Source organism: Aeromicrobium sp. REDSEA-S38_B2 (genome assembly GCF_001628525.1).
GTDB lineage: Bacteria > Actinomycetota > Actinomycetes > Propionibacteriales > Nocardioidaceae > Aeromicrobium > Aeromicrobium erythreum.
In genome coordinates this window covers 83,621-104,698 of sequence record NZ_LUNH01000097.1, presented here as the reverse complement: position 1 = coordinate 104,698, position 21,078 = coordinate 83,621, and the positions used below count along the sequence as shown (strand labels likewise).

Annotated in this window: 8 protein-coding genes; 6 read left to right on the top strand and 2 right to left on the bottom strand. The window is 65.1% G+C overall.

Annotated features, from left to right (window positions below; translation table 11 throughout):
- Window positions 1–67 precede the first annotated feature (67 nt).
- On the top strand, window positions 68–2,995 hold the full coding sequence (locus tag A6Q81_RS16240) for a vitamin B12-dependent ribonucleotide reductase (protein ID WP_286691108.1): 2,928 nt from the start codon (window positions 68–70) through the stop codon (window positions 2,993–2,995).
- A gap of 129 nt (window positions 2,996–3,124) precedes the next feature.
- On the opposite strand, the gene A6Q81_RS16235 is transcribed toward A6Q81_RS16240, so the two are convergent.
- Window positions 3,125–4,012 (bottom strand): HNH endonuclease, encoded by an 888-nt coding sequence (locus A6Q81_RS16235; RefSeq protein WP_286691107.1) that lies wholly within the window; start codon window positions 4,010–4,012, stop codon window positions 3,125–3,127.
- 138 nt (window positions 4,013–4,150) lie between these two features.
- Here A6Q81_RS16235 and A6Q81_RS16230 point away from each other — a divergent pair, with 138 nt between their 5' ends.
- A complete protein-coding gene (locus A6Q81_RS16230; RefSeq protein ID WP_286691106.1) occupies window positions 4,151–5,833 on the top strand; it encodes a DUF262 domain-containing protein in 1,683 nt (560 codons plus the stop codon).
- Window positions 5,834–6,149: 316 nt separating this feature from the next.
- Here the strand turns inward: A6Q81_RS16230 and A6Q81_RS16225 are convergent, their stop codons facing one another.
- Window positions 6,150–7,895 (bottom strand): hypothetical protein, encoded by a 1,746-nt coding sequence (locus A6Q81_RS16225; RefSeq protein ID WP_286691105.1) that lies wholly within the window; start codon window positions 7,893–7,895, stop codon window positions 6,150–6,152.
- A gap of 230 nt (window positions 7,896–8,125) precedes the next feature.
- On the opposite strand from A6Q81_RS16225, the gene drmD reads away from it, so the two are divergent.
- The 4 genes from drmD to drmB are packed head-to-tail and all read left to right on the top strand — an operon-like array spanning window position 8,126 to window position 21,076.
- Window positions 8,126–11,314: a DISARM system SNF2-like helicase DrmD gene (gene drmD / locus A6Q81_RS16220; protein ID WP_286691104.1), complete on the top strand. Its 3,189-nt coding sequence runs from the start codon at window positions 8,126–8,128 to the stop codon at window positions 11,312–11,314.
- Window positions 11,311–15,348 carry an Eco57I restriction-modification methylase domain-containing protein gene (locus A6Q81_RS16215; protein ID WP_286691103.1) on the top strand — a complete coding sequence of 1,346 codons (4,038 nt, stop codon included), beginning with the start codon at window positions 11,311–11,313 and terminating at the stop codon, window positions 15,346–15,348. The genes drmD and A6Q81_RS16215 overlap by 4 nt, the downstream gene beginning before the upstream one ends.
- A complete protein-coding gene (gene drmA / locus A6Q81_RS16210) occupies window positions 15,345–18,998 on the top strand; it encodes a DISARM system helicase DrmA (protein WP_286691102.1) in 3,654 nt (1,217 codons plus the stop codon). Before A6Q81_RS16215 ends, drmA begins: the two co-directional genes overlap by 4 nt.
- Window positions 18,995–21,076 (top strand): MrfA Zn-binding domain-containing protein, encoded by a 2,082-nt coding sequence (gene drmB / locus A6Q81_RS16205; protein ID WP_286691101.1) that lies wholly within the window; start codon window positions 18,995–18,997, stop codon window positions 21,074–21,076. The genes drmA and drmB overlap by 4 nt, the downstream gene beginning before the upstream one ends.
- Window positions 21,077–21,078 lie beyond the last annotated feature (2 nt).

The window sequence follows — 21,078 nt, the reverse complement described above, 5'->3', positions numbered from 1 at the left end:
CAGCAGCACGGCCTGAGCCTCGGGCCCACCTTTTACACACCCTCAGCGAGACCACAGGAGCAATCTCATGACGGAGACGGTCGACGGATCGACGAGCCGGGCACAGTCCGGGCGCGCGCGTGCACGGAAGGCCAAGGGCCTGTCCATCGAGCGCGTGTACACCACCGAGGGCGTGCACCCCTACGACGCCGTGACGTGGGAGCGTCGCGACGTCGTGCAGACCAACTGGAAGACCGGCGAGACCGTCTTCGAGCAGCGTGGCGTGGAGTTCCCCGACTTCTGGAGCGTGAACGCGTCCACCATCGTCACCACCAAGTACTTCCGTGGTGCCGTCGGCTCGCCCGAGCGTGAGCAGAGCCTGCGCCAGCTGCTCGACCGCGTCGTGCTCACCTACACGAAGGCGGGCAAGGAGCACGGCTACTTCGCCACCGACGCCGACGCCGAGGTCTTCGAGCACGAGCTGACCCACATGCTCCTGCACCAGGTCTTCAGCTTCAACAGCCCCGTCTGGTTCAACGTCGGCACGTCGAGCCCGCAGCAGGTCAGCGCCTGCTTCATCCTCGCCGTCGACGACTCGATGGACTCGATCCTCAACTGGTACCGCGAGGAGGGTCTGATCTTCAAGGGTGGGTCGGGCGCCGGCCTCAACCTCTCGCGCATCCGTTCGTCCAAGGAGCTGCTCCGCTCCTCCGGCGGCACCGCGTCCGGTCCGGTCTCCTTCATGCGCGGCGCCGACGCGTCCGCCGGCACCATCAAGTCCGGCGGCGCCACGCGTCGTGCGGCCAAGATGGTCGTCCTCGACGTCGACCACCCGGACATCGTCGAGTTCGTCGAGACCAAGGAGCGCGAGGAGGAGAAGATCCGCGTGCTCCGCGACGCGGGCTTCGACATGGACCTCGGTGGCGAGGACATCACCAGCGTCCAGTACCAGAACGCCAACAACTCGATCCGCGTCGACGACGCGTTCATGCGTGCCGTCGAGGAGGGCACCTCCTACGGCCTGCGCGCCCGCACGAGCGGCGAGGTCATCGAGGAGATCGACGCGAAGGAGCTGTGGGGCAAGGTCGCGAAGGCCGCGTGGGCCTGCGCCGACCCGGGCATCCAGTACGACTCGACGATCAACGACTGGCACACGACGCCGGAGACGGGCCGCATCACCGCGTCCAACCCGTGCTCGGAGTACATGCACCTCGACAACTCCAGCTGCAACCTCGCCAGCCTGAACCTGCTCAAGTTCCTCTCCGAGGACGGCACGACGTTCGACGTCGAGCGGTTCGTCAAGAGCGTCGAGCTGATCATCACGGCGATGGACATCTCGATCTGCTTCGCCGACTTCCCGACCGAGGCGATCGGCGAGACCACGAAGGCCTACCGTCAGCTCGGCATCGGCTACGCCAACCTCGGCGCGATGCTGATGGCCTCGGGCCTGGCGTACGACTCCGACGGCGGCCGTGCGCTGGCCGCGTCGATCACGTCGCTGATGACCGGCGTGTCCTACCGTCGCTCGGCCGAGCTGGCCGGTGTCGTCGGCGCGTACGACGGCTACCAGCAGAACGCCGCCCCGCACACGCGGGTCATGCGCAAGCACCTCGCCGCCAACGACGACATCCGCACGATGCACTCGATGGACATCGCCGTGCAGCGTGAGGCCACCAAGCAGTGGGCCGACAACCTGAAGATCGGCGAGAAGAACGGCTGGCGCAACGCCCAGGCGTCCGTACTCGCCCCGACCGGCACCATCGGCTTCATGATGGACTGCGACACGACGGGCATCGAGCCCGACTTCTCGCTGGTCAAGTTCAAGAAGCTCGTCGGTGGCGGCTCGATGCAGGTCGTCAACCAGACGGTCCCGGTCGCGCTCAAGAAGCTCGGCTACACGGGCGAGACCATCGAGGCGATCATGGAGTACATCGCCGAGAAGGGTCACGTCGTCGACGCCCCCGGCCTGAAGACCGAGCACTACGAGGTCTTCGACTGCGCCGTCGGTGACCGCGCGATCAAGCCGATGGGCCACGTGCGGATGATGGCAGCGGCCCAGCCGTTCCTGTCCGGCGCGATCTCCAAGACGGTCAACATGCCGGAGACGTCCACGGTCGAGGAGATCGCCGACGTCTACTTCCAGGGTTGGAAGCTCGGCCTGAAGGCGCTCGCCGTCTACCGCGACAACTGCAAGGTCGGCCAGCCGCTGTCCTCGCAGAAGAGCCAGGACGACAAGACGTCGGCCAGCGCGACCGCCGAGGCGACCCCCGAGGTCAAGACGGTCGTCGTCGAGAAGCCGATCCGTCGCCGTCTGCCGAAGTCGCGTCAGTCGATCACGACGTCGTTCAGCGTCGGCGGCGCCGAGGGCTACATGACTTCGGGCGCCCACGAGAACGGCGAGCTGGGCGAGCTGTTCCTGAAGCTCGGCAAGCAGGGCTCGACCCTGGCCGGCGTGATGGACGCCTTCTCGATCGCGGTCTCGATCGGCCTGCAGTACGGCGTGCCGCTGGAGACGTTCGTGCAGAAGTTCACGAACCTCAAGTTCGAGCCGGCGGGTCTGACGGACGACTCCGACGTCCGCATGGCGCAGTCGATCATGGACTACGTCTTCCGCCGTCTGGCGCTGGACTACATCGACTACGAGACGCGGTCGGCGCTGGGCATCCACTCGGCCGAGGAGCGTCAGCGCTACCTCGACACGGGCAGCCACCAGCCGATCAGCAAGGGTTCGACGGCTGCAGAGCTTGTCGAGACCCAGCCGGAGACCCTGAAGGAGGCCGCGACCGCCGAGGCCGCGACCACCGCCGAGGTCCCCGCGGACGTCTCCGCGGAGCAGGCTCAGGCCGACACGGCCAAGCCCGCCCCGAAGGCGGCGCACACGTCGGCCGAGCTCCTCGAGGTCATCACCGGCTCCGCCGTCGACTCGCCCCTGTGCATGACCTGCGGCACCAAGATGCGTCCCGCCGGCTCCTGCCACGTCTGCGAGGGCTGCGGCAGCACCAGCGGCTGCAGCTGACAGTGTTCCGCATTCCTGGCGGGTACCGAGCTATGGGCTCGGTGCCCGCCAGGTCTTGCTTGCAGCCGTTCGGAGGCGGCGAGGCAAAGACGTTCCACGTCAATGCACCACCGAGCGCAGGTTCGGGTGTCAGCCCGTCGCTTGAAAGCGCTCGAAACGAACGGCGAGGCGCTCCGCGTCGGGCCGGTCACCGTGGTTCTTCGGAAGTTTGATGTGACGCCCGTCCATGTGCTGAAGTCCGTACTTCAGCATGGGCCCGTCTACTTCTTCGAGGACCGACGGATTGATCCTGACCTCGAAGTCAGGAGAGACGCCGAGAATGTCACTGTCGTAGGCCGCGTGGTGGATCTTGCACAACGCGAGGCCGTTTTGGACGACCGGTTCGCCGGAGTCCTCCGAATCTCCGATGATGTGCGCTGCGTCCAAGAGCCGGCCGTGGCGCAGAGCGCACACGGCGCACTGGGTTTCGTAGGCGCGGAGTACACGGCCGCGGAACTCGGCTTGGTGCAGGCGCTGCCTCGTGACGCGCGAGATGTAACGGCGTTCGGCTTCCGTCGGGTTGGATGGGTCCGCCAGGAACCGGATGCTCTCATCGAGAGCGAGCAGGAAGTAGCGCTCCTCGATGACGTCAGCTGCCACGTAGACGGGGAAGATCGGAACGTAGATCTTCGGCTCGATCTTCCGCAGGAGGATGATCGGACTACCGAGCTCGTAGGCGCGACGCAGCTTCCTGTTATCGCCGTCGGTCCCGCCTGCGCGGTAGTCGTATCGGAAAAGACTGCCGTCGAGCTCCGCATCTGCATAGGGGCCCGTCGGCGACGACATGACCGTGAGCGTCGCTTCCATCTCTTTCGGGTTCCGGATCCCCCGCGAGTAGTCGATGAGCTTCCAGCTCATATCGGCGACCGGAAGCGCGCTCAATTGCTCTCGGGTCACAGTCCCGGTCTCGGCAGCGGTACGCGCCAATGCGTCCATGATCAGGCGCCGCAGCTCGAGTTCCGCGGATTCTTCGCTCATCGGATGATCATCGCGCAGAGCCGCCGGCGCCGACGCAGAACGTGGGACTTCAGCTATTGGAACGCATGACGTCGCAGCCGCGCGCTGGCACTATGAGCGAAAACCATCGAGCTACCGGAAGGCGCGGGGGAGTCGCAGATGCAGGACAAGATCGAGGCGCACGAGCAACCGTTCCGAAGGATCTTTTCGAGCGACTTCGAGTTCGAGATCCCGGACTATCAGCGGCCGTATCGGTGGGGCAAGGAGCAGGCGCTTCAGCTTCTCGAGGACCTCCAGGAGTGCCTCGAGCGTGGAGACGGCGATGACCCGTACTTCCTCGGCTCGCTGGTACTCGTACGTCGGGAGGGCGCGAAGTACGACGTCATCGACGGGCAGCAGCGCCTGACGACCACGACCATCCTCTTCGCGGTGCTGCGCGATCTCGCTACCGGGAGGTTGAAGGACGATTTGGCAGACCGGGTCCTCGAACCGGGCAGCGAGCTCGACGACATCGAGCCCAGCCCCCGACTGAGACTGAGAGAGCAGGACGCTGTCTTCTTTCGCCAGTACGTGCAGTCGTCGGACCAGATTGAGCTGCTGATCGGTCTCAGCGACAACGCCGCGGAGAGCGAGTCGCAGCGCGCCATCCGGGACAATGCGAGGGCGCTCCGGTCCCGGCTGCTCGACTGGTCGCCCGAGAAGCGCAAATCTCTTGCGACGTTGATGAGCTCGCGTACATATCTGGTTGTCGTCATCACGCCCACCCTGGACAGTGCCTACCGCATCTTCAGCGTAATGAACGCACGAGGCCTGGACCTGACGCCGGCGGACATCTTCAAGTCGACGATCATCGGCGGGCTGTCGCCCGCGGACCGGTCCGGGTACTCGGCGAGGTGGGAAGAATCGGAGGAAGCGCTGGGTAGCGGGAACTTCACCGAGCTCTTCCGCGACATCCGGACGATCGAGTCGGAGGAACGTGCGAAGCGCGAGCTGCTCGAGGAGTTTCCGAAACAGGTCCTGGACTCGTACAAGAACTCTGCCCGAGAGAAGGACTTCGTCGACGACTTGCTCCTCCCGTACGCGCGAGCCTTCGAGCACACGATGGAGCGGGACTTCGGCCCGGGCGACGAGTGGATCCCGGTGAACCGGTGGCTGAAGCGTCTCGCGATGATCGACAACAAGGACTGGCGGCCGTGCGCGTTGTGGGGCCTGGTGCATCACGCCGACGATGCGGCCTTCCTGACGGCCTTCCTCGAGCTTCTGGAACGTCTTGCAGCCAGCATCCTCCTTCGCGAGGCTTACGCGACTCCCCGCATCGGTCGATATCTCGAGCTCCTCAAGCAGCTCAAGCGTGGCGACGGCTTGTCGGCCAAGGCCTTCGAGCTGACTCCCGAGGAGAAGCGGCAATCGCTGGAAGCTTTGAACGGTGAGATCTACCAGATGCAGCCACGACGATCCCGTTACGTCCTGCTGCGTCTCGACGAGCTGGTGGCGCGAGACCCGGGGGTGACCTACAACCACCGAATCATCTCGATCGAGCACGTGCTACCGCAAACGCCGGACGCGGCCAGCCGATGGATGCAGGACTTCACGGAAGAAGAGCGCAAGAAGCACACGCACCGCCTGGGCAATCTCGTGCTGTTGAACCATCGCAAGAACAGTCAGGCGAACAACTACGACTTCGACGTCAAGAAATCCAAGTACTTCACCATGAACGACGGTTCGGCTGTCTTTGCGCTGACGACGCAAGTCGTGAGCGCTCCCATGTGGACTCCCGACATCGTTGAGAAACGCCAGAGGAACCTCGTTGATCTGCTAGCTAGCGAGTGGCGACTGCGCTGATGATCACGCGGCCTGATCCCGACTCCCGATGCAGCGAGAGGCAGCGCCTGACCGCCGAAAGCGCCGGAGCGATTGACGAGGCACGTTTGGTCCGCGTCGACCGCCACTAGCGCGCCAGCGATGTTCCATTGTTCGACGCTCTGGGGTGGAGCTGGCGACAACTTGCAGAGGGGAGGCGCTCCCCACGCCACGGCAGAGGTCGGTCGCCGCCCTCAGGGACTCGACGCTCCAGGACGCGGCTCTGCTGCCGGGGTTCGACGGTGTCGACGCGACTTACGAAGCGGTGGACGAGTCCGAACCCGCCCTTCTGTAGATGTCACGGCTCGAGCCCCTCTGGCGCAAGGCCCTCCTTCGACAACCACCGAAGGCCTGCAGAGAGCGCCTTGGACTTTGCGTGGAGTTCCTTCACAAGTGCGGCGTCCTTGTCCGTCACTCCGCGATGACGGGCCTTCTCCCGCTCCACTTCGCCATGCATCGTCGCGAGGGCCTGCCAGTGGCGCAGATCGACGAGTCTCCCCGAGTCGTCGCGCAGACCGATCTCCCGCTTGGCTCGAGCCAGGGCCAGCTGCCTGATGACTTCTGTTTGGAATTCCGCGAGAGACGACTCCCGTGCAAGCACCCCGGCAGCAGCCGCCATACCTCCCGCCGAGACCAGCGTTCCAGACAGCACGAGCCCTCCGACCATCCCGCCCGGCCCGAAAGCGGCAAGCGCTGTCGTGAGAGCGGCCGCACCTGCGAGCGCGCCACCACCGAGCGCGATGCCCACGCCGGGTATCGCCATGACGGCGATGCCGGCACCGATCAGGCCGACTCGCTTCCAGGTCTCTGAGGGCGCGACCGCGGACCGAGCCGACCGGATGGACTCCGCGATGTGCCTGCCGTGCGAAGTGGACCGTCCGAGCTCGGACCAGATCCGCGGCACCGTCCTCAGAGAGGCATCCTCGGTGTCGATCTCGTACGGCGCGATGAGATTCGAGGTGGCGCAGGTGACGACGGCGGAGAGTTGCTCGGAACGGACCGATTCGGCGTCACCGTTTGCGCCGAAGAACGCCGTGCGCCAGACATCCGAACGCGTGTCGATCAGCGCTGCCGGGATCGACTTGTGGTGGCTTCGCCGTTTGGCGATGAGCATCTCCCGCACCTGGCTCTCGACGTCGATTCGAGCAGCTTGGTATCGGGGACGGACAGATCCCTTGAGCTCGTCCCCCGTCATGGAGCTGAACCTCAGGGCGAACAGCACCTGGAGCTCTGCAGCGTTGGGGCGGGTATCGATCGCGGAGCCACTCGACAGGGGACCGGTATCGGGCTTCTCCAGCGAGTCCGAGAGCGCCGCGCGGACCACGTCGTTCCGCAGGTACTGGTGCACACCGTGGGTGGCCGTTGGAAGCTTGACGACGAGGTCGAGCGCCTCAGGGTGGGCAGCGCCGCTCAGACCACCCACCCCGACGAGGTCGGTCGAGCCGATCATGTTGACCCAGGCGCCGACGCGACCGAATGGGAACTTCTCGCCCAGCAGCTGTGCGCCGTCGAGTGCGCGGAACTTGGGGAGTCCGAGGGGGCTTCCCAACGTCAGCAGGCGCGAGACGTGGATCCTGTCGGGAAGGTGGTTCATCAGATCGATGGCGATCACCGATCCGAGGCTGTGAGCGACGATGACGACCTCGTGCTCGTCCTTCAGGACGGTGATGAGTCGATTGCGGATCGCGATGCGGGAGGGCTCCGACTTCAGGTAGTGCTTGGCATCCGCCACGGCGTTGATGCCGATGTCGCCCCCGAGCGGGAAGCGCAGGACCTGGCGCGGCAGTGACGGCAGAAGGCGCTCCAGCCGAGCGATCTCCCGGAAGTAGGCGGTGCGATGGACCGCAGCGTTCTCGGGATCGTGCCTTGTCTTGTGCTTGATCGGGCGGACGTCAGCCGGGGTCGTGCGCAGCAGGTCGACGTATGACGGTGTGAGCACTCGTGACACAGGCAGATTCGGACCCAGTGCCGCCGACAGATCCTCGTGGAAGTCGCTTCTGAGGTTCCGTTCACCCACGCCGTGCAGGTAGATCACCGAGACCACGATCCGTACCTCGCCTTCGCTTCTACCCTTGTTGCGGCTGGAACCGTGTCGCGGTCGCAGCAGGACGGAACGATAACCCGCGTCGTGCCGACATTCTTCGGTTTCACGTGGCTCGGCTCTTGGGCGTGACGACATCTTGCACACCCGGAAGTTCAGAATGACTCGATCGAGCCATGCTCGCCGGCGAAAATACCACTGGAGTGGCCCTTCCTCCGTCTAGGGTCGTGCACGTGAGCGGGGGAATCGACACGGCAGAGACAGCAGTCCGGACCCCTGGCACCGATGTGCCGGACATCGGTCAGATCGTCACAGTGCGCGGGTCCAACTGGGCGGTCGTCGACGTGCAGCAGCAGGGCCTGGGACGGAGCACCGCCGACGATGCCGCCGCGCAACTCCAGCACGCCGTGACCCTCCAATCCGTGCAGGAGGACCGCCTCGGACACGAACTGCGAGTCGTGTGGGAGCTGGAGCAGGGCAGAAGTGCGCTCGCGCACAGAGGGCTCCCCGAGAAGATCGACGCCGGCAAGTTCGACGACCCGAACCGCCTCGCAGCCTTCATCGACGCTCTGCGGTGGGGTGCGATCACGAGTGCCGACGACGGCACCGTCCAAGCCCCGTTCCGCAGCGGAGCCAACGTCGAGCCCTACCAGCTCACGCCGCTCAAGCGAGCTTTGGCCAGCCCGCGTGCGAATCTCTTGCTGGCCGACGACGTAGGTCTGGGCAAGACCATCGAGGCAGGCCTGGTGATCCAAGAGCTCCTCCTGCGGCACCGCGCGCGCACGGTGATCGTGGTGTGTCCTGCCGGCTTGGTCTTCAAATGGCAGGACGAGATGCAGGAGAAGTTCGGGCTCGACTTCACCGTCGTCAACTCGGACACGATGAAGGCAGTACGCCGATCCCACGGCGTGCACGCGAACCCGTTCACTCTCTTCCCACGGATCATCGTCTCGATGGCCTGGTTGCCGGGACAGCGTGCCCAGCGCCAGTTGCGGGATGCGTTCGCCGGCAGCACCCATCGGTTCGCCTTCGACATCCTCGTCGTCGATGAGGCACACCACGTTGCCCCGAGCAGTCCCGTGCGCGCAGACAAGGTAGGGCAGGAGCGTCGCGGCTACGCGGTCGATTCGCAGCGCACCCGCGCCGTCCGCGAGATCGCAGAGCGCTCAGAACACCGACTCTTCCTCAGCGCCACCCCGCACAACGGATACACGGAGTCCTTCACGGCTCTGCTCGAGATGATCGATCCGCAGCGTTTCGTCCGTGGCAACAAGATCGACCCGGCTGCCCTTGAGGAGGTCGCTGTCCGCCGCCTCAAACGAGACCTCAAAATGGCGAAGGGCTTTGTCGATCGCAAGGTCAGGCAGCTGCCCTACACTTCGGCCGCTGATGAGTCGACGGCATACGACCGACTGCTCGCCTTCACCCAGCGTCGGGACAAGTCGGTCGCGGCAGGCGGCGGGAACAGGTCGGCCCGCGACATGGCGACGCTGCTGCTGAAGAAGCGCTTCTTCTCCTCACCGGTGGCGTTCGCCCGCACTGTCGATGTCTACCGCGACACCCGGACCAGAGGGCTGGACGTCGACTTCGATCTCGACTACGAGGAGATCTTCGGCCCGGACACCGACGAGCTCGAGGAGGGCAAGTCCGACCAGCCTGAGCTGGACGCCCTCCGCGAAGCAAAGAACTCGCTGCCGCCGCTCACGGACGCTGACATCGAGGACCTCGACTGGTTCAGCGACTGGGGTCACCGCTTCGAAGGCCGACCCGACTCCCGTCTCAAAGCACTGCTCACCTACATCGAGGGCACCCTTCGTTCGCACGGCGACTGGAACAACGAGCGCCTGGTGGTCTTCACCGAGTACGTCGACACTCTCCGCTGGATCCGTGACATCCTCCGCCAACATGGTTTCGAAGACGAGCGCATCGAGATCATCGAAGGCAGCACAGATGCTGAGACCCGTGAACTCATCCGCGCTCGATTCAACGAGAGCCCGACCAAGACCCCCGTCCGGATCCTCTTGGCGACCGATGCAGCAGGAGAGGGGATCGACCTCCAGAACCACTGCCACCGACTTGTCAACTTCGACATCCCCTTCAACCCGAACCGCCTCGAGCAGCGGATCGGCCGCGTAGACCGGTATGGGCAGACCAAAGCCCCTGACATTCGCCACTTCGCGCCGGTCATCGGAGGCGACACGGCCCTCAGCAAGGACGTCGATCTGCTCGCGCGAGTCGCGCTCAAGATCGACCAGATCATGCGAGACCTGGGCTCGGCGAATGAGATCATCGCCCCCGATCTGCAGCGGCAGTTCGGCGGCCATGTGATCAAGAGCCGTCGAGCCCAGGCGGAGAAGGACCCGATCGCCGGCATGATGAGCGGCGAGAAGGTGCTCAACGCCGAGTTGGCCCGCCTGGAGCAGAACCTCGCCGAGAGTCGTGAGCGGCTTCACCTGCGCCCCGAGAACCTCCAGCGCGTCGTCGAGACTGCGTTCGAGCTCAACCACCTCCCGCCGCTCAAACTGGTCGGTTCTGAAGACACCGACGTGCCCGTGTTCCAGCTGCCGAACCTCGACAACTCCTGGGAGCAGGTCACGCGAGGCCTCTACGCACGGCTCGATCAGAATAAGCCCCGGCCGATCGCGTTCGATCCCAAAGTGCTGACCCAGGACGCGAACGTTGTCTACATGCACCTCGGATCGCCGCTCCTCCAGCGCGCCACTCGACGGCTCCGCTCAGCGCTGTGGGGCGGTGACCGCTCATTGGAGCGGGTTACCGCGACGGTCGTCCCGGGGCTCGAGGAGTCGTACGCCGTCGCGGTCACCCGACTCGTTCTGGTCGGTCGCGCCGGCCTGCGTCTGCATGAGGAGGTGTTCCTAGCAGGCACGCGGCTCGCCCGCCGACAAGCGGTGGGCGAACAGCGTGCGGAGGAGCTCTTGGAGTCGGCACTCGACCACGCAGATCTCGAGACTGTTCCGGCGCATATCGCGGCGCAGATCGCGGCCGCCTGGAACACCGCTGGAGACCAAGGACTCCGTGCCCGCGTCCAGCAGGCGGTCGAGGACCGCGCCCAGCGGCGCCGGAGGGAGGTCGAAGGCCACCTCGCCGAACGCAAGGCAACAGACCGGTCCCGCGTGAACGAGATTTTCGACCGGTTCGAGCAGACCCTGCGTGACGCGCTCCGGGAGGCGGAAGCGCTCGAAGGCGATCCCCAGCTCGGCCTCTTCGACGACGAGCGTCGCCAGAGTGAACGCGACCTTCGAGAGATCCGGCGGCGCATCGACGCGCTGGACGAGGAACGGGAGCGCGAACTCGCTGCCGTCGAGGCCCGCTACGACGACATCCGCACCTGGGAGTTCCCCGCAGCAGTGATCTTCGCCCTCGCCGCGCGCGACTTGGAGAACGGATTGGCGATTCGATGAGGCAGCGCACGAGCAAGAGCTCCGACGTCCACAGCGACTGGCTCGCCCAGGTCGACGTCGACGGGCCGTTCCTCGCCTACCCCGTGCTCAAGGACATGTGGCCGAACGGGGTGGATCGCCTTGGAGACACCGACGACCGCCTGGTCACGTTCAAGCAGGCCTACGCTCAGTGGCAGCGGTCCTTCGATCGGTACGTCGAGCAACCCAAGACTCCGGAGTCGAAGAGCACCTACGACTCGGTTCGCCGCGCCTGGATCGACGTGGTGCTCGACGACATCGCCGAGTGGGACGAGTTGCGCACGGAATCGGACGTGACGGTTCGATCACCTGGCGAGCAGATCACAGTAACAGCGACTGGCGCGCTTGAGGGCCGGGACGGCAACCCCGCGGCACTACTCCTGATCTGCGAGCCGACGTCCGGGCTGCGCGACGCCGGCCTCGACGGATGGGCAGCCAACGACATCGACCGTCTCGCGATCTTGCTGCGAAAGGCAGAGGTCGAGGTCGGCATCGTCACCGATGGCCAGTGGTGGGCGTTGGTCTGGGCGAAGGAAGGCAAGCCGACCGGTTCGGGCATGGTGAACGCGATGACATGGGCCGAGGAGCCCTTGCTGCGCGACGCCTTCTTCACCTTGATCAACCAGCGGCGCTTTCGCGCCACCGACGCCGAACAGCGCCTGACCCGACTCTTCGAGCGGAGTGAGCTTGAGGCGGAGGAGATCACCGAGGCTCTGGGCACCCAGGTCCGCCGCTCCGTAGAACTGTTGGTCCAGGCTTTCTCCGAGGCTCGGCTCAAGGCAGCTAAGGCCGGTGACCCTGATCCGCTCACCGAGAAGCCCGACGACATCTATCAAGCCGCCGTCACGGTGATGATGCGCATCGTGTTCCTACTCTTCGCCGAGGAACGCGACATGCTCCCAACCGAGCAGCTCTATTGGGACTCCTACGCCATCAGAGACCTCCTCGACGACCTCTGTGCCCAGGCCGCAGGCGGAGAGGAGCACCTCGACGAGACCTTCGATGCGTGGCACCGACTCCTTGCCGTCAGCCAAGCGCTGCACGGGGGAGTCAACTACGACGAGATGCGCATGCCCGCCTACGGTGGCTCGCTCCTGGACCCGGAGCGCTTCCCATGGCTGCACGCCACTGACGCCCACGGGCTCCGCCTCAAGGTCTCCGACCGCGTCATGCTGCACGTGCTCAAGTCCGTCCAGACCGTCATCGCCAAGGGCGAACGACGCCGGATCTCCTTCCGCGAGATCGACGTCGAGCAGATCGGTTACATCTACGAGGGCCTCCTCGGGTACTCCTGTGCCGAGGTGACTGACGACATCATCCTCGGTCTCGTCGGCAAGGACGGTGCAGAGCCGGAGATTCCGCTCAGCACCATCAACGACCTCTACGACGAGCACGATGGTGACTCCAAGAAGCTCGCCACTGCCTTGGCTGCCTGGGTCAAGGAGCAGCAGCCAGCCGCAACCGGCAAGACCGCCACAGCGTTGGCCAAGCTCGTCGAGAAGGAGCCGACCGGCGAGGAGCGCGCTGAGCTAGTGCGGCTACTGACGCCAGTGGCCGACGGGGACACCGATCTGCTGGACACCTTGGTGAGCTGGGGCAACCTGATCCGCCGCGACCTGCGCAACATCCCACTCGTCTTCCCGCGCGGCGGCCTCGTCGTGATCGAGACGCCGTCAAGGAAGAACGCAGGAGCGCACTACACGCCGCGCTCGCTGGCGGAAGAGGTCGTCCTCCATGCGCTGCGGCCCCTCGTCTACGAGCCGGGACCGTTGCAGACCAACGACGAGGCCAAATGGCGACTTAAGACGTCGTCGGCGATCCTCGACCTCAAGGTCGCCGACATCGCCGCTGGCTCCGGCGCATTCTTGGTAGCCGCGGCGCGATACCTCTCGGAACGTCTCATCGAGGCGTGGATCGCTGAAGGCATGCTCGACGAGGCTGCTTCGGCAGACGCAGAGGAACTCGGCCGCCGCGCGATGAGAGAGGTGATCGCCCGCTGTCTCTACGGCGCCGACATCAACCCGATGGCGGTCGAGATGTGCAAACTCTCGCTGTGGTTGATCTCCATGGACAAGACCAAGCCCTTCTCCTTCGTGGACGACAAGATCTTCTGCGGCAACTCACTGCTTGGCCTGACCTCTCTCGACCAGCTGCGCTACCTCCACGTCGCCCCAACACCGTCGACGATGCAGCAGCAACTCCTGGTCGACATTGATGCCAAGATCGCTACGGCCAACCAGGTGCGGCACGACCTAGCCAGCCCGGTCGACCAGATGGACCCGATGCGCTCGTCTCGTGCAAAAGCACGGCTGCTGGGGCAGTTTCACCAGCTGACGGCCGATCTGCGACTAGTTGCAGACGGCATCGTCGCCGCTGGTTTGCCGCTTGGCGGAAAGTTGGGAAGACAGCTTGACGACTCGTTCACGACACTGTCGTGGAACCTCCAGCAGGCTTTCCCTCCCGACGGGTCCTCTGGTGACCGAACGAGACTGCTAGAGCGAGTATCTTCAGGGCTCAGGCCGGCCGTGGAGACTGACTATGAGCGGTGGGAGCCCCTCCATTGGGTGCTGGAGGCGCCAGACGTAATGGTCGAGTACGGGGGGTTCGATGCTGTTATCGGGAACCCGCCATTCCTGGGTGGCAAGAAGATCACTGGGGCGATGGGCGTTCCGATGCGTGAATGGTTCGTGCACCAGCTCGCCGGTGGTGTCACTGGCAACGCGGATCTTGTTTCCTACTTCATTCTGCGTGCTTCCGGACTGCTCACATCCGCCGGGGTCCTCGGACTCATCGCTACTAACTCAGTAGCGCAGGGAGACTCGCGGAAGGTCGGTCTTGACCAACTGGTGGCGCGCGAGTTCCAGATCTTCAGGGCAGTGCAGAGCAAGCCGTGGCCATCCGAAAGTGCAAGTCTGGAGTACGCGGCGATCTGGGGTACCTATGGCGATGTGTCGCCACACGCTGAGCGAGTTGCCGATGGCGTTGCGGTGCCCCACATCTCAGCCCTGCTTGAGGGTTCAGCGGGGGTGGAGTCGATGCCGCGGAAACTGGTTGCGCAGACTGGTGTCGCATATCAGGGTTGCGTGATCGTCGGCAAGGGATTCATCGTTGACCTTGAAACCGCACGCGCATGGACCGACCAAGACGCAGGTGTTGCTGCGGTTGTCCGGCCCTTCCTGACGGGCGACGACATCAGCTCTCGTCCCGACTTGTCCGCCTCTCGGGCGGTGATCGACTTCAACGACCGAAGTGAAGAGCAAGCTCGGGCGTTTGGTGTGCCGTTCGCACGTGTTGAGGAGTTGGTGAGGCCGGAGCGCGCCAAGGTCAACCGGAAAGCGCACCGTGAGCGATGGTGGCAGTTCGGTGACAAACGACCAGCGCTGAGGCAGGCCATTGCAGGCATGCAAACAGTCTTGGTAATCGCCAGGACGAGCAGTAACGTAATGCCGGTTCGAGTCTCGGCAGACGTGGTTTTCGGCGACTCGTTGAACGTTTTTGCAACCGACAGCTACGCGGACCAGGCTGCGCTCTCGTCGTCACTCCATCAGCTCTGGGCGATCACTTACGGCGGGACTTTGGAGACAAGGATTCGCTACGTGCCGTCCGATGTATTCGAGACATTTCCCGCGCCATGTGCTACTGAGCGGCTGATGGCCGTCGGCGCGGAGTTCGAAAAGCGCCGGCGCGAGATGATGATCCGTCGCGAACTTTCGCTCACCGCTCTCTACAACCTAGTCCATTCTCCATCGGTCCAGGGCGACGCGGATGTCGATCTGCTTCGTGACATGCATGTCCAGCTTGATCTGGCAACGCTGGCGGCCTACGGGTGGGACGATGTCTCGCCGAATCCTGGCTTCCATACGTACCGTCAGTTGCAGCGCTGGACGGTTTCTCCAGATTCACGCGCGGAAATCCTTGGGCGCTTGCTCGGGTTGAACCATGAACGCGCGCGCGCCGAGGGCCAAGACGTGCCCGGCCGCAGTTCATCGAGTGGACAGGACACACTTTTCGCATGACCGTCAGCGCATCCACCACAGTGCGGTCCGACCTCGTGGCGCTCATCGAACAGGAGCTTCTTGGTCCGCGGAACGGCCCCGAGGAGGAGATCAAGGGGACTCCGCGTGCGGCGTACATGGTCGGTGCTCTCGCGCCGGTCACTATCGACCCGACGCTGGCGGTTGCGGCCGGTCGTGACGAAGGCGCGGATCCCGCCGAATCGGGGCTGGCCGTTACTGACTTGGATCTGATCACCAACGGCCAGTCGGGCGTGCCGGTTCCCACGGATGAGGATCCGGCCGAAGAGGACGAGGAGCGAGATGAGGGCGCGAAGGGCGCGTTGACGCACCCCTCGTCGATGGGGCTCCGATTCCAGGTCCCACGCGAATGCGGAGTCCTCAGTGTGACTGGGTCGTGGGGCCGGTATGGGTCGTTCCGTCAGGAGAACGAGGATGGTCGCAAGGTTCAGTTCTCCCGACGGATCCCGTTCGAGCGCACCGTTGAGATCGATGTACGCGACCACGCGGAGCACGTCGTACTCCCGCCGATGACCCTCGACTCAGATGTCACGCTTCGCGTCGAGCTCTACCCACGCGCCGATCGCACGATCGTCGAGCTTGCGCTCTCGAACGACCGGGTGACGGCACTGGACGCGCCGCCGGGGGACTGGCTCTTCCAAACCAAGCTGAAGGTCGAGGCCAACAGTGGCGACGCGGTGTTCCTCCCGACGCGGGACGTCCTTGCCGACGGCTATGACGAGGTCGACCCCGAGCGTCAGCGGCTCGACCTGCAGTATCGGCATCGCCTGGAGTTCGCGATCGGCCGCACCGCATCGGTGAACTGGGCCGAAGGATTCGATGCCGACGGTGAGTCCCTGCGCCGTGCCACGTCTGTCCAAACGACGTGGCTGCCCACAGCGGACGTTGCACAGACCGTTGCGGGCAGTGCCGGGAAGGCCGAGACGGCTATGCGGGTTCTCATGGAGCTTGATCTGGCCAGCGTGGATGAGGCGTTCATGCCGCTCATCGACGGCTACCGAGAATGGCTCGACAAACAGTCTGCGCTCGCTGAGCACTTGCCCAGCCACCTGACCGAGATCGCTGATGAAGCGATTGCGGAGGCGGGTTTGGTCGTCACCCGGCTCGAGTCTGGGCTTGAGCTTCTCAAGACGAACTCTCAAGCGCTCGAGGCGTTCCGCTTCATGAATCGCACGATGCGTGACCAGCGGATGCGTTACCAGGTCGCCGCCAAGCGCTCGGAGCGGGCGACGTTGACGATCGAGGACGCCGTCGCCGAAGTGGAGAAGGCTGGCGACGCCGCAGCGTCGTGGCGTCCGTTCCAGCTCGCGTTCATCCTGCTCCAATTGCCGGCGCTCACCGATCCGACCGATGGCTTCCGCAGCGGTCCCGCCGCCAACGTGGAGCTGTTGTTCTTCCCAACCGGTGGCGGCAAGACCGAGGCGTACCTCGGCCTTGCGGCCTTCGCCTTCGCGATCCGCCGCCTTCAGGGCGTCGTCGAGACCGACGACGGACCACTGGATGGTGGCGACGGCGTCGCGGTCCTCATGCGCTACACGCTCCGGCTTCTCACCTCCCAACAGTTCCAACGTGCGGCGGCGCTCGTCTGCGCAGCGGAGCTGATGCGTCAGGCCGATCCGGCCACATGGGGGGAACGCCCGTTCAGCATCGGCTTGTGGGTGGGCTCAGCGGTCAGTCCCAAGCGCTACACCGACGCGAAGCAGCAGGTCGAGACCGCTCGGCAGGACACCGGCAAGACGCATGGGCTGACGGTGCTCCAACTTCAGCGCTGTCCATGGTGCGGATCCAAGATCGACCCGAAGCGCGACCTGCGCACCGTCGGAGCCACCGAGCGGATCGAGGTTCGCTGTGGTGACCGCAAGGGTCACTGCCCGTTCTCGCTCGACGGTGACGCCGGGCCTCTGCCGATCACGACAGTCGACGACGAGCTCTACCGAAACCCGCCCTCGTTCCTCCTCGCGACCGTGGACAAGTTCGCCCGGCTCGCCCGCGAGGGTGAAGCAGCCAGCCTCTTCGGCTACGTCTCTGAATACTGCCCTCGCCACGGGTACCGGCACCCGGACTCACGCGGAAGCTGCACGGGCAAGTCCCACAACCACAAGGACGAGGGCGGCAGGGCCTACCCGCCTGTCCAGGTCGCGAAGGTGGGCCGCCTGCGGCCGCCGGATCTGATCATCCAAGACGAGCTGCACCTCATCACGGGTGCGCTCGGCACGGCCGTCGGCGTCTTCGAGAACGCCGTCGACGTCCTCTCCTCCTACGAGCGGGACGGCACGACCGTTCGCCCCCTCGTGGTTGCATCCACGGCGACAGTGCGCAACGCCCTCAACCAGGTCACCGCGCTCTACGGTCGGGGAGTCGCGGTGTTCCCGCCACAGGTGCTCGACGTTCGCGACACATTCTTCTCCAAGGAGAAGGCGGTGTCGGACGAGGATCCTGGGCGCAAGTACCTCGGCGTGTGTGCCCACGGCATCCGGCTGACGCTGGCCGAGATCCGTATGTCCGAGGTGCTTCTCCTCGCCGGCCAGAAGCTTCTCGATCAACACGGCGATGCGGCGGACCCGTACATGACGACGGTCGGCTACTTCTCCGCGACCCGTGAGCTGGCAGGTATGCGGCGCTACCTCGATGACGACGTCACCACCCGCGTCGCCGGCAACACCGAACCGTTCCCTCGCCGTACGACCGACTGGACCCGGCTGTCGATCGGTGAGCTCACCGCACGGATCTCGGCAGAGGAGATCGCCAAGACGCTCGACCACCTCGCGGTGCCCTTCGGCGACCGCTGGACCACTCGCGGAAAGGCCGCCAACGGCAAGGCATACCAAGCAGCGATCGAGGCCAAGCAGGCACCACCGAAGTCCCCGCCGCGCCCCTACGACGTCGTACTCGCGACATCGATGCTCCAGGTCGGGGTCGACGTTCCACGGCTTGGCCTGATGCTGGTCGTGGGGCAACCGAAGAACACCGCCGAATACATCCAGGCGTCCTCTCGCGTCGGCCGCGATGCCCGCAAGCCTGGCCTCGTGGTGTCGTTGGCGAACTGGTCGCGCCCTCGCGACATGTCCCACTTCGAGTCGTTCCGGCACTACCACGACACGTTCTACGCCCAGGTCGAAGCCTTGAGCGTCACGCCGTTCTCGGACACCGCCATGGAGCGCGGATTGATGGGCATGCTGGTCAGCGCGATACGGGTTGCGGACGAAGGACAGCCCGCGTCACTGTCGCCGGCGGATGGTGCCGGTGAGGTCCTCAGCAAGCTTCCCGCAGCCCAGAAGCTCATCGATAGGTTGATCGCACGCGCAGCGCCCGCGGCACCTGATTCACAGACGCTCGAGCGGATGCGCCAGAAGCTGCTCCAACGCGTTGACCGGTGGTACGACAAGGCCAAGGAGTACGGCGGTGCGCTCGTCTACGAGCGTCCGCGGAAGGGCCATGTCGAGTGGCCGCTTCTGATCAGCCCTGAGACGACCGTGCCGACACCGGCCGATCGCGTGTTCGTCGTAGCCAACTCCATGCGCGAGGTGCAGCCGGAGTTCAACCTCTTGGTCAGCCCCGCCCCAGCCAATCTCGCGTTCAAAGAGCCGGCCACAGCTCCAGACTGGGACTTCCCGAAGGGAGATGACGCATGAGCGAGACATCTCTTGACGCCGACGCCTCCGATCAGGGTCTTGCGCCCGTGACGATCGGTCTCGCCGAACTTGATCCCATCGCCGACGTCGAGGCCAAGGTCACCAAGAACCGAAGCAAGGTCGGCTCCGTCCGACCGTCTGCCCTGCTCTACACCTCGGGCGTCGGAGCCACTGTCGATCTGCCCCACCTGTCCGTGATGCCACATGGCCTGGACGCTTGGCGGCGCTATTACGACCGCCGAGCCGGCGGCGCGGACGTCATCGTCGAGCCCCGTCTCCTCGATCTGGTCCAGGCATACCTCGGCGACCAGGTCACCCAGCTGCGCAAGGCGCCCTGGGCGCCCGAAGCGCCAGGCGGGTTCGGTGACGAGGCGATCGACCTCGGGATCCCGGCGCGCATCTTCCCGCAGTGGCTTCGCTGCACCGGGTGCAACCTGCTCGCGCCGGTGAGCCACCCGATCTTCGAGTTCAAGAACGTTCTTAAGTACCGACCCGACCAGGCGACGTTCGTCCACAAGGACTGCAAGGGCTGGAGCCCCGGCACAAGCAAATCGAAGACAAGGAAGGGACGTGAGCAGGCCGCAGTGCCTGCGCGCTACCTGATCGCTTGCATCAACGGGCACCTCGACGAGTTCCCGTACGCCGCCTGGGTCCACCGTGGTGGCTCCTGCCCGAACGCCAAGGTCCCGCAACTCCGGATGCGGGAGTGGAAGAGCAACCTCGGCCCGGATGTTCAGATCATCTGTCTGTCTTGCGATGCTCGGCGCGGGATGCTGGAGGCCACTGGGCCCAAGGCAGCAGACAAGTTGCCTCGGTGTCGCGGCCGGCATCCACATCTCGACGCGTTCTACCAGTGCGACCAGCCGGGCAAGCTGATGATGCTTGGTGCGGCCAACCAGTGGTTCGCCTCCACGGTCGGTCTTCTCGCGCTTCCTCGCGAGGAGGTGGCCACCGTGGCCGATCTGCTCCCAATTCTCCAATCGCTGCCGCCAGAGGTACTCGCCGCGGCAACCGGGAAGGACGCGCTCGCTGGATTCCGCGGATGGGCTGGCAGCGTCACGCAGAGCGACCTGTTCGGGAACGCCACCGACGACGTCCTGTGGGAAGCGATTCAGGCGCTCAAGGGCGCTGGTGCCCCGCCTCCGACGGCCGCGGCGAGCACTGACCCGACCGACATCTTGATTCCGGAATGGCTGGTACTCACCGATGAGGAGAAGTACACGAAGCACTCGGGTGCTGCGGACTTCCGCGCCGTCCGCCGGAATGTCCCCGCCTCCCTGAAGCCCGTCGTCCGGGAGGTCGTTGCGGTCGAGAAGCTCAAGAAGGTCAATGCCTTCCTCGGATTCACTCGGATCGACGCCCTCGACCGCATCGAGGACAGCAGGAGCCGCGTCGCACCCCTGGGCCGCGACGGCCGACCTACATGGGTCCCAGCAACCGAGGACCGTGGAGAGGGCTTCTTCATGCAATTCGACGAAGCAGCAGTCGTCGCCTGGGAAGAGCGAATTCTCGACCTCGACATCTGGGAAACCTACCGACGCGCCCACGAGCTCAACTTCAAGCGACGGACCAGCAAGACGGCAGACAGCATCGATCCCGACAGCCGATTCCCCGCGCCGCGGTACTGGGCCCTCCACACCCTGTCCCACCTGCTTATCCGCGAGGCGGCCATGTCGAGTGGCTACGGATCGGCCAGTCTCACCGAGCGCATCTATGCATGGCGCGAGGACGGCGAGCGGCCAGCTGCTGCGGGACTGCTCATCAGCACAACCGCGTCCGACAGCGAAGGGACACTGGGCGGGTTGGTCGACTTGTCGAGGCCCGAGCGGCTCGGCCCCCTCGTCCACGATGCCGTCCGGCGGGGAGGGCGGTGCTCCAGTGACCCGGTCTGTTCCCACCGACGCCCCCGAGGCAAGGAGGATTTCCTCCACGGCGCGGCATGCCACTTCTGTCTGTTCGTCAGCGAGACCAGCTGCGAGCGGATCAACCGCTTCCTCGACCGACGCATGCTACTCGACCTCCTGGTCGATCCAGACATCGCCACACCCTCGCTGTTGCAGCCGATCCTTGGAGCCTGAGC

Excerpts from the sequence above, each read along its gene's own strand:
- A6Q81_RS16240 (WP_286691108.1), top strand. The coding sequence starts at position 68 with ATGACGGAGACGGTCGACGGATCGACGAGCCGGGCACAGTCCGGGCGC.
- A6Q81_RS16235 (WP_286691107.1), bottom strand. The coding sequence starts at position 4,012 with ATGAGCGAAGAATCCGCGGAACTCGAGCTGCGGCGCCTGATCATGGAC.
- A6Q81_RS16230 (WP_286691106.1), top strand. The coding sequence starts at position 4,151 with ATGCAGGACAAGATCGAGGCGCACGAGCAACCGTTCCGAAGGATCTTT.
- A6Q81_RS16215 (WP_286691103.1), top strand. The coding sequence starts at position 11,311 with ATGAGGCAGCGCACGAGCAAGAGCTCCGACGTCCACAGCGACTGGCTC.
- drmA (WP_286691102.1), top strand. The coding sequence starts at position 15,345 with ATGACCGTCAGCGCATCCACCACAGTGCGGTCCGACCTCGTGGCGCTC.
- drmB (WP_286691101.1), top strand. The coding sequence starts at position 18,995 with ATGAGCGAGACATCTCTTGACGCCGACGCCTCCGATCAGGGTCTTGCG.